Annotated in this window: 12 protein-coding genes; 8 read left to right on the top strand and 4 right to left on the bottom strand. The window is 27.5% G+C overall.

Annotated elements, in window-relative coordinates:
• Window positions 1–24: 24 nt before the first annotated feature.
• The gene (locus Q3C15_RS08370; protein ID WP_289555057.1) at window positions 25–189 is read right to left on the bottom strand and encodes a hypothetical protein; all 165 of its coding nucleotides are present in this window, start codon (window positions 187–189) and stop codon (window positions 25–27) included.
• A gap of 91 nt (window positions 190–280) precedes the next feature.
• Here Q3C15_RS08370 and Q3C15_RS08365 point away from each other — a divergent pair, with 91 nt between their 5' ends.
• From Q3C15_RS08365 to Q3C15_RS08355, 3 genes are read left to right on the top strand one after another with little or no spacing between them, the layout of a single operon-like run.
• On the top strand, window positions 281–1168 hold the full coding sequence (locus Q3C15_RS08365; protein WP_289555056.1) for a hypothetical protein: 888 nt from the start codon (window positions 281–283) through the stop codon (window positions 1166–1168).
• Window positions 1150–1851: a hypothetical protein gene (locus tag Q3C15_RS08360; RefSeq protein ID WP_289555055.1), complete on the top strand. Its 702-nt coding sequence runs from the start codon at window positions 1150–1152 to the stop codon at window positions 1849–1851. The genes Q3C15_RS08365 and Q3C15_RS08360 overlap by 19 nt, the downstream gene beginning before the upstream one ends.
• A complete protein-coding gene (locus Q3C15_RS08355) occupies window positions 1844–2443 on the top strand; it encodes a hypothetical protein (protein ID WP_289555054.1) in 600 nt (199 codons plus the stop codon). The genes Q3C15_RS08360 and Q3C15_RS08355 overlap by 8 nt, the downstream gene beginning before the upstream one ends.
• Window positions 2444–2474: 31 nt before the next feature.
• Here Q3C15_RS08355 and Q3C15_RS08350 read toward each other — a convergent pair whose 3' ends face one another.
• Window positions 2475–3227 carry a hypothetical protein gene (locus Q3C15_RS08350; RefSeq protein ID WP_289555053.1) on the bottom strand — a complete coding sequence of 251 codons (753 nt, stop codon included), beginning with the start codon at window positions 3225–3227 and terminating at the stop codon, window positions 2475–2477.
• Between the two features lies 1 nt (window position 3228).
• Window positions 3229–3885 (bottom strand): ABC transporter ATP-binding protein, encoded by a 657-nt coding sequence (locus Q3C15_RS08345; RefSeq protein WP_289555052.1) that lies wholly within the window; start codon window positions 3883–3885, stop codon window positions 3229–3231.
• Window positions 3886–4262: 377 nt separating this feature from the next.
• Between Q3C15_RS08345 and Q3C15_RS08340 the strand changes: the two genes are divergently transcribed.
• The 4 genes from Q3C15_RS08340 to Q3C15_RS08325 all read left to right on the top strand — a co-directional run bounded on the left by Q3C15_RS08340 (window position 4263) and on the right by Q3C15_RS08325 (window position 7802).
• Window positions 4263–5462, top strand: coding sequence for an aminotransferase class V-fold PLP-dependent enzyme (locus Q3C15_RS08340; protein ID WP_289555051.1), 1200 nt, complete (start codon window positions 4263–4265; stop codon window positions 5460–5462).
• An 18-nt stretch (window positions 5463–5480) separates the two neighbouring features.
• The gene (locus Q3C15_RS08335; RefSeq protein ID WP_289555050.1) at window positions 5481–6089 is read left to right on the top strand and encodes an HIT family protein; all 609 of its coding nucleotides are present in this window, start codon (window positions 5481–5483) and stop codon (window positions 6087–6089) included.
• A 4-nt stretch (window positions 6090–6093) separates the two neighbouring features.
• Window positions 6094–6978, top strand: a complete 885-nt coding sequence (locus Q3C15_RS08330) for a hypothetical protein (RefSeq protein WP_289555049.1) — start codon at window positions 6094–6096, stop codon at window positions 6976–6978.
• A gap of 77 nt (window positions 6979–7055) precedes the next feature.
• The gene (locus Q3C15_RS08325) at window positions 7056–7802 is read left to right on the top strand and encodes a hypothetical protein (protein WP_289555048.1); all 747 of its coding nucleotides are present in this window, start codon (window positions 7056–7058) and stop codon (window positions 7800–7802) included.
• A 93-nt stretch (window positions 7803–7895) separates the two neighbouring features.
• Here the strand turns inward: Q3C15_RS08325 and Q3C15_RS08320 are convergent, their stop codons facing one another.
• The gene (locus Q3C15_RS08320) at window positions 7896–8504 is read right to left on the bottom strand and encodes a recombinase family protein (RefSeq protein ID WP_289555047.1); all 609 of its coding nucleotides are present in this window, start codon (window positions 8502–8504) and stop codon (window positions 7896–7898) included.
• Window positions 8505–8731: 227 nt separating this feature from the next.
• Between Q3C15_RS08320 and Q3C15_RS08315 the strand changes: the two genes are divergently transcribed.
• Window positions 8732–8857, top strand: a complete 126-nt coding sequence (locus Q3C15_RS08315) for a type I toxin-antitoxin system Fst family toxin (RefSeq protein ID WP_353478016.1) — start codon at window positions 8732–8734, stop codon at window positions 8855–8857.
• Window positions 8858–9176 lie beyond the last annotated feature (319 nt).

Below are 9176 nucleotides of genomic sequence, written 5' to 3'. Positions count from 1 at the left end.
AATTAGAAGAAATGGCTTTTTATTTTAGGCTAATTCAGTAGAAAAATTAAAAATGGATTCATTTTCAATATCTTTATCTTTGATACCTACAATGAAAGTTCCGTGATTTCCGCGGAATAAGTACCATTTTTGTGTATAATCTGAACGATTATTTAAATTTAAATTTAAAGGCAAATATAAATTCTTCATTGAAATTACCTCCCCTAAAAAAATAATTCATTATATACTATATAATAACATAATTAATAAAAAAATAAGATATTTTTTTGGAGGTTTTTAAATGAAAACGGAGGTAATTTATCAAAAATGTAGCCAATGGGTGAATGATAATTTTAATTTTTTTAATCCCGTAGAAAAAAGGAAAAATGTTGATAATGATCTACAAATGAAAGCATATATAGAATTAATTTTTATGTATAATATGTTTTTTCCAAAAAGGGTATATTCTTCAGATATAGAAAAAAAGTTACATAAATTAATATTAAATTTATCTAAAGACATAGATTTTAACGATTATTTTTTATTTGATCCAATATTAATTTCAGGAGCAGAAGTTCTTCAGGATTATATGAATAATAACAATAAAGATGAATTTGATATTGAAAAATTCAAAGAATTGATTTTATCTAAGTTAGATGTTTTACCAAGAAGAATGCCATATAGGCAACTGGATGTTGCATATTCACTTAATAAGATTGGAATTAATTCTAACTATCCAGATACTAGTAAACTATATCATCAAACAATATTGGATCACGATTATAACCCGTTATATATATCTGATGATTTAGCATATTCAATCACGCATACAATTTTCTATATGACAGATATGGGTAGAAAAATACAATTTTCTAATACCCAAAATATAAACAATAAATTAAAAGATCTAATAACATTTTACGAGTTAAAAAATAATGCAGACATTTTATCAGAATGTCTAATTTGTTTGGCTTTTGTAAATCGTGATTATCAAAAAGACTACTTAGATATAGCATCTGCAGCATTTAATGTAATAAATAATAATCAGTTGGATAGTGGTCTGGTTATTGCACCAGGAGAAAGCCGTGAAAGTTTAAAATCTAATTCTAAAGAACAATTATTTTTTAAAAATTATCATACTGTACTTGTAACAATGGGAGCATCATTTTTATGGAACAAAAAGAATTAATAATAAAAATAGCGAATAAGTTAAATAGTAGTAAGTTTAATAACGACTTAATTAGTGAAATAACTACTTGTATTAATTTGGCTTTAAATTGGGAAATTTCAACAGGTAGTATATCTTATAGACTAGTTAGTGACATGATATTATCAGTTCTAAATATGTCGGAAGATGTAGAAGGTCTAGTATATATGCAGCCCTATAATATAGTTGAATACAGCCTTTGGTATGCTTTTCTCATGAAAAAAGAAAAATTAAATAATAAAGAGCATATTTTATTGAATACAATAAAGAGCGTTATAGATAGTTCAATATTTTGTGAATCTGAATGGGCATTACCTTTTAAATTTAGGGTGTATCAAAATATTTATGGAGAAAAAGGAATTCCTAAAGAGCTATTTAGACAGTGTGAACTTGACTTTAATAATTTACAAGATAAATCTTTATTGTTAAATGATGATATTTTAGAAGATACATTGTTATATTATACATATTTTTATAAAAATGTAAGTAAAGATAAAAGAAATTCTTTGGTTACATACGCAAATATGTCAGATAATCAAGAGATTAAAAATTTGATAGAATCAATTTTTAAAGTAGATATAAAAAATATGCATTATAGAGATAAAGTAAGTGATTTATTTGAGTGTATGATCTTAAAAGAAAAGGGGAATAAAGATTATGAATAAAATGACTTTGAACATGAAAGAGTGGCTTTTAAAAAACAATTCAACTTTTAATAGTAGTGTTTTACAAGATATTTTAGAAAATAATAGTTATAACTATGATATGTGTAACAATCAAATTAACAAGGGCAAAGTTTCAGATAATGATTTATTATTACTTAAATGTTCGAATTATGATATTCATAAACTAAATATAGATAATGTGGTATTTAATTCAGATTTAAGAAAAAGAAGCTTAGAGGAAAGTATTAAAGAAGAAAATACAGACTTCCTTTTTAGAAATGATATGGATTTGGAAGATAAAATATTAGTTGTATTAAGCAATATTGAGTTGGTTAATATTAATGGAATATTAATGTATTTAGCAAATGAGTACCAATTACCATTATTTTATCTTCTTGCAAGTTATTCGAGGGTAAAAGGGGTTATTGATAATAAAATGATTTCTAATATAGAAGAATTTACTAGACTAAATAAATCTACGTTAGGGTATATAGGTTTAATAAATCCACTGAAACCAAATAAATTTTCAAAGGAAACATTGAAAATTTGGCGAGAAATGAGTACCGCTTTTGCATTAGCATTTTTAAAATAAAAAGGTTTCTCCTATTTTAGGAGAAACCTTTTTATTTTACTAAATTGACATAATTATTTCTTTTTAATTTTTTGAATATAAATAATCCCACAATTGACACAATTGCAATTAATATATTAGTAAGATCAGAAATAAATCTGAAGTGAGTTAATACTTTTTTTGATAAATTAAAGAACCCAACAGGAATAACATTTAGATATGTATATTTAATATCTTCAGACGAAATTCCTACAAAGAACGAATGAATATTGGAACTATTAATAGTCCAAAAACATTTTATTTGAATAGCAACAAGTGCGCAAGTAACTATTACGATTAATGCAGTTCCTAACTTAGGCTGACGAATATTTTTAAATAAAATGATAATTAAATTTAGTAGGAAGAAAAAAGAGGAGAATGCAATTAATTTATCCAAAGTGAAATTAAGAATTCTGGATAAACTTAAATTTTTATGTGCGGCAAACTGAGCGTACTGGCCTAAAATATCAAAAACAGTAATAAAAACAATATTGAACATAGTATTTAATGTTATTATCGTTTCTTTACTTTGTGGCAGTATATTTATTAATTCATCACTGTTAAAATAATATTCTTTTAGATTTTTCCAGACTAACATTATAAATATAACCGCATTAGCTGCCATAAACCATAATCCGTGAATCATGGATAAATTGGAATTATTTTTCCAAATAAACGAAAATATTATAAAAAGTATTTCAACGATATATGGAATTATAAAAATAGAAATATCATTTTTTAATTTTATTTGAGAATAAACCTTCATTTTATTTCATTACCTCCCTGTAAAGTGACTCGACATCAGGATAATTTTCCATAATGTCAATAGTATTTGAATTTAGAACTATTTTCCCTTTTTTTAGTAAAATAACTTTATCAAATAACTGTTCAAGATCTTTAATTAAGTGTGTAACTATTATAATAGAGCTACTAGGATTTCTATAGTTTTTAATAGAATCAAGTAAATAGTCTCTGTGTAAAGGATCTACTGCTCCTAAAGGTTCATCTAAAATATAAAAATCAGTATTTCTAGATAAAATTAATGATAAGTGAATTTGTTCATGCATACCCTTTGAGCCATCATGCAATTTCATATTTAAATCTATATTAAAGTTATTTAACATATTAATTGCTTTTTGGGAATCAAAATCATCGAAAAGATCATTAAATAGTTTAATTGCAGTTTTTACTTTCATGTCTTCATACAAAAAAGGACGGTCAGGCATGTATGCTATACTTTCATGAATTTTACGCTCTCCTGAAAAAGTATTTAATCTTTTTAATATAATGTTTAAAAGAGTTGTTTTTCCTGCTCCGTTGGGGCCAAGAATTCCTATTATAGATCCGTCTGATTTTAAATTTAAAGACAAATCATTTATGGCTTTTTTCCTTCCATATTTTACAGTTATGTTATTGAGTTTCATAAAATTCCTCCATATAAATTCGTCTACTATTAGCAATAGTAAGAAGATTTAGCTAATCACGTTAATTATACTATATAAAATAAATAAGATAATAGTATTAGTTTAATTAATTAATTACACATCATCATAAATGATATTTCTTGGAATATCAATTTGATTATCTAGCATGATATCTTTCCTAATAATTTAACGACTTATTATCAACAGAATATTGAATAATATTTAGTATGTAAGCATCATATTTTTGTTTCTAAAATATCTAAAATAACAGCAAAAATATTAAATATTACGTTATTTTTACGATAAAACGCGAACTATATTTATAATTATAGCTAATAGAGTTAATATAAAATTATATTAATAAGGAGGTATATTATATGGTTTACTTAGATAATGGTTCAACTTCGTTTCCTAAGCCTGAGTATGTATTAAAAAAAACATTCAAGGCAGTCTCAGAAAATTATGGAAGTAGTATGAGGTCATCATCTACTGAAAATAATGATATTATTTATGAAACTAGAAAGAAATTAGCCAAGTTAATGAATGTTCCTTTTGCTTCTAATGTGATTTTTACGAGTAACTCAACAGAGGCATTAAATGCTATTATTAACGGTTTTTTGAATGAGGGAGATAGGGTAATTTCTACAGCTATTGAGCATAATTCTGTAGTCAGGCCTTTAGCTAAATTGAGAAAATCAAAGCATATTAAAACAAATTGGGTTAAGTGCGATGGTAAAGGATTAGTTGATCCTGATGAAATGATTAACTTAATTAAAGAGAAAAAACCTAAGTTAGTTATTATGAATCATGCATCGAATATAACCGGGAAAGTTCAAAATGTTGAAAAAGTGGGTAAATTTATTGATAAATTACCTAATACATATTTTCTTGTTGATGCATCACAATCTTTAGGACATATTCCTTTTGATAATGAAAAGATAAAAGCGGATTTTATTGCGTTTACAGGTCATAAAGCACTTTTAGGATTTTCAGGAATTGGTGGATATTATATTAAACCTAATATTCAAATTGAACCCTTAAAGGTTGGTGGAACAGGAGTATTATCAGAGTTAGTATGTCAACCAGCAGGAAGTCCAGTTCATTATGAGTGTGGGACTCAAAATATTGTAGGAATTACATCATTATATTATAGCTTGGACTTTCTTAACGAATTAAATGTGGAAAATGTAAAAAAAGAGCTTTTAGAAAAAACAGAATATCTCATTTCAAAACTAAATCATTTTTCCGATGTAAATGTTTATTCCGAAAAGAATCCAGTTGGAATTGTATCATTTAACATTAAAGGAATTGTCCCTTCAAGATTATCAACAATCCTTTCTGAAAATTATAATATTGTAACTCGTGCAGGACTTATCTGTGCACCATTTATTCATGAATTTCTAGGATCTAACCCTTTTGGAATTATTCGAGCAAGTGTTTCTCATTTTACTTCAAAAGAAGATATGGATCAGCTAATTAATGCCATAGAAGATATTTTAACGAATATTGATAATATGAGAAATATAAACTTTCCTCAAGAATATGTAAACCCAAGTATATATGATTACTGTGATTAAATATTAGGAGGAATAATTATGGAAATAAAAGATTTTTGCAGTTTCTGTGATTTTGATGATGAAAAAACTATATATGAAACAGAAAATTTTAAAGTTGTTTCTGCTGTAGGACAAATAACAGAAGGTTATTCGTTGATAATGCCAAAGGATCATTATCATTGTATTGGAGCATTACCTGAAAACTATCAAAAAGAATACATTGCATTAAAAAATAAAATACGATCTGCTTTGGAAAAAATATATGGAGCATGTATTTTCTATGAACATGGTCGTGTAGGATATTGTAATGTACAGCCCGGCGAACAACTTTGTTATCATGGGCATACGCATGCTGTTCCTCTAAATGTAAATTTATATGAAAGTCTTGTTTCGGATGGACTTGTACCTGTAAAATTGTCTGATCCGGGAGAGATTTTTAACAAATACTCGACACTTGGACATTATTTATATTTTGAAGACAATGATTCTAATGCGTATATGTTTCAAATTACACATCCTATTCCTCGTCAATACTTACGTAAATTAACGGCTAATGCTATTGGAAAACCTGAATTAGCAGATTGGAGTAAATATCCAGAAAGAGAGAAAATGCTTAGAACTGTAAAAAAAATCCAGGAGGTTCTTTAGATTTATGGTTTGTATATTAGCAGCTCTAATATCATCAACATCTAGAGGGGTTATCAGTGTAATTGATCGGTATCAAATGGGATATCGAAAAGGAAATTTATTAGTAGTTAACTTCATTAATAATATATTAGCAACAATATTGGCAACAATCGTACTTGTTGTTTTACAACATTTTGTTTCGTTGGATTTTTTACTACTACCACAGCAATGGTTCAGAATAATCATATATGCATTATTAGTACAACTTGTTGCGTATGGATATAGTTACCTGTACCGTCATTTACCGTTAATTGATGCGGTGATTTCAGGAAAAGTTTCAGATATATTTATCCCATTAGCCTTAGCACTTACAACTTCCTATTTTAGTTTTAGGCAATACTCCGTTTCATTGATTTCAACTTTGTTAGTTGGTTTACTAGCTTTTTCTCCAAGTACCAAGAAGGTTGGATTTAAAACATGGATTAGAGGAATTTTGGTAATCGTACCGTTATTAACAGTTCAATCTGCACTTTCTCCAATCTTGGTTAATGATATTCATGGAATTCCAGAATTGATGGGATTTACAATCATAACTATTTATTTACGATTGATAATTTCTTTTATCTCATTATTTACAAGTTCAAAAAATAAATTATTTAATAAGGATTCGAACGGTATAGAAAAAACAGCTGTTATTGCTTATGGATTACGTTCGGTACTTACAATTGCAGCACAAATATCATTTACTATAGCAACTGCTTCAAAAGCATCGGGGATTGCATGGGTTCTCTTAAATATGACCTCTCTTTACGGCGTTGTTTTTGGTAGTTGGATATTAAAGGAAAAAATTGGAAAATTTGATGTTTTAGTATTATTAGTTGTCACAGTTATGACACTGTTAACAAGATAAAAATTTTTAAAGCCAGAATTATTCTGGCTTTTTTATTATATTAAAATCAAAGTATAAAATTTAGGAGGTTAGTGTATATGAATCTTAGTAACATTATCAGTATAGTAGCAGTTATCTGTACCTTTGTAGTTGCTAACTATCAAGTTAGAAAAGCCCTAGAAAATCAGAATAGAATTTATTGGCCCTTTATTCGATGTAAAAAATTAGCTATTATCCGCCAGAATAGTGAAACATATGAGAATGGAATTCAAATACCAGGAATAGAACTTGAAAGTTTTTCGAATTATGATGCATTGGATATTTTTATAGAAATTAGAGTAGATCTGATAATTGAAGGTGGAAAAAAATTTAAAGAAAAAGAATATTACTTTATTGATGACTTTCCAAGTGGAGCCGATAAAGAATTAAGACTTTTAAGTTTAGAAACTGAAATCAATAATAGGCTTATTAAGGAGGAGGGAAAGATTATTGGCCTATGTGATAGTAATGAAAAGGTATGTAATTACATAGAAGTTTGTCCTTATATAAAGGACTATAATAAAAGAAAATATATGGACTTTGTTAAAGAAGAAGATATTGCTAATGCTGAGTTTGGAAAGCAAAGAATATTATGTAATCAAATCTTAAAAGAAATAAGACAATACTTAGTTAGTAATTGTAGAGTTTCAATAAGGGAGATCAAGTTAAATTTAAGGACTATACAAGGTGAAACGTTAGAAATGGAATGTACAGGGAACCTTTTAAAAAACAATTCATTTAAGAAAAAAAGATATCCTTATAACAAAGTCCAAAAAACAAAATTTTGGTTAATTACAAAAAAATAATAGGTGACAGCAGAGCAAAGGTTATTAACATTAAAGAAGTATCATTACAAAAAAGATCTGTGATATATTTTTCACAGACTTTTTTTATATATGCTAAAGTTCATTTTTTATTCGATAAACTGTATTTCTAGTAATACCAACCTGGTCAGCAATTTGCTTAATAGTAATTGACTCACCATTTGCTTTTCTTCTAAGCATTTTAACAACGGTATTATAAATTAAACGCTTTTTAGGATCCTTACTATCTTTTGAGTATTGAACAACACCGCCTTTGTAGACGCCACGTTCTTTAGCAAGCTTAATCCCTTGCTTTTGACGTTCAAGAATTGTTTTTCGTTCTTGTTCAGCAGTGTATTTTTGGATTTCTAAGACAAGATTCGTTAATAAATTTTTTAAATTGTGGTCTTTAATACCTTCAAAAGAGGGAAGATCCAAAATATTAATCGTTGCTCCTTTTTGTTTGATTTGTTCGATGATATTTGAAATATCACGACTATTTCTTCCTAAGCGATCCATACTAATCACAACGACTTCATCGTCCTCGCGAATAAAATCAAGCAGCGCTTGTAATTGAGGGCGATTTGTATTTTTACCAGATATTTTTTCTTGAAAGATTTTTTTACAGTCAACTTTTTTTAATTGTTCTAATTGACGATCTAAATTTTGATCTGTAGTTGAAACACGAGCGTATCCGATTTTCATTTTGAGACTCCTTATTATATAGATTAAACATGTAGATTACACACTATTGATTTTAAAAGAAACCTAGTAAAAATGCTGGGTTTTATTTTTATAAAATATGTTTAACTAGGGTGTACCCTGTTTAATCATTATGTGTAAAATAAAAACCTAACTGTTAGCCGGCAGTTAGGAATCCATAATGTTATTCTCTACACCAGTAGTATAACATACTTTTTTGATAGTGTATAATGACAATGGCAACTAGCCTCTGGAAGGAGGTGGCCATAATGTTATTCTTTACAAAATATATCCTTGCACCAACGCTTGTCGGGTGCTTGGTAGCTTTATTTACGCACTGGTTAAACAAGCATTAAAGGGTTGCTAACCGATGCGCGTATATAGAGAAATCGTCCGTTTGAGCTTAGCCAACTTATTCGGGCGTTTTTTTATTTTAATTTTATAATGGCCAAGTGTGTGATCATTCGATGTAACTTTGATTATTATTGATGCTTCTGCGCTTAGCATTAAGAAAGATATTTAGAAATTCACGGGTAAAATCAGGACTTATAATTTTAAAAATAGCGAACTATTTTATAAATAATCTTAATATATAGTTCGTTATTTGGCATTGACTCAATCTTTTTATTATGGTTTTATTTATTATATTAGGATATACCTAAACTTTATAAGATA

Source organism: Ligilactobacillus sp. 110_WCHN (assembly GCF_030518115.1).
GTDB classification, from domain to species: Bacteria; Bacillota; Bacilli; order Lactobacillales; family Lactobacillaceae; genus Ligilactobacillus; species Ligilactobacillus aviarius_C.
This window is presented reverse-complemented; position numbering and strand designations above follow the sequence as displayed.

What these genes read in the sequence shown, in the direction of transcription:
- Q3C15_RS08370 (WP_289555057.1), bottom strand. Translation starts at nt 189, where the DNA reads ATGAAGAATTTATATTTGCCTTTAAATTTAAATTTAAATAATCGTTCA.
- Q3C15_RS08365 (WP_289555056.1), top strand. Translation starts at nt 281, where the DNA reads ATGAAAACGGAGGTAATTTATCAAAAATGTAGCCAATGGGTGAATGAT.
- Q3C15_RS08360 (WP_289555055.1), top strand. Translation starts at nt 1,150, where the DNA reads ATGGAACAAAAAGAATTAATAATAAAAATAGCGAATAAGTTAAATAGT.
- Q3C15_RS08345 (WP_289555052.1), bottom strand. Translation starts at nt 3,885, where the DNA reads ATGAAACTCAATAACATAACTGTAAAATATGGAAGGAAAAAAGCCATA.
- Q3C15_RS08330 (WP_289555049.1), top strand. Translation starts at nt 6,094, where the DNA reads ATGGTTTGTATATTAGCAGCTCTAATATCATCAACATCTAGAGGGGTT.
- Q3C15_RS08325 (WP_289555048.1), top strand. Translation starts at nt 7,056, where the DNA reads ATGAATCTTAGTAACATTATCAGTATAGTAGCAGTTATCTGTACCTTT.
- Q3C15_RS08350 (WP_289555053.1), bottom strand. Translation starts at nt 3,227, where the DNA reads ATGAAGGTTTATTCTCAAATAAAATTAAAAAATGATATTTCTATTTTT.
- Q3C15_RS08340 (WP_289555051.1), top strand. Translation starts at nt 4,263, where the DNA reads ATGGTTTACTTAGATAATGGTTCAACTTCGTTTCCTAAGCCTGAGTAT.
- Q3C15_RS08355 (WP_289555054.1), top strand. Translation starts at nt 1,844, where the DNA reads ATGAATAAAATGACTTTGAACATGAAAGAGTGGCTTTTAAAAAACAAT.
- Q3C15_RS08335 (WP_289555050.1), top strand. Translation starts at nt 5,481, where the DNA reads ATGGAAATAAAAGATTTTTGCAGTTTCTGTGATTTTGATGATGAAAAA.
- Q3C15_RS08315 (WP_353478016.1), top strand. Translation starts at nt 8,732, where the DNA reads ATGACAATGGCAACTAGCCTCTGGAAGGAGGTGGCCATAATGTTATTC.
- Q3C15_RS08320 (WP_289555047.1), bottom strand. Translation starts at nt 8,504, where the DNA reads ATGAAAATCGGATACGCTCGTGTTTCAACTACAGATCAAAATTTAGAT.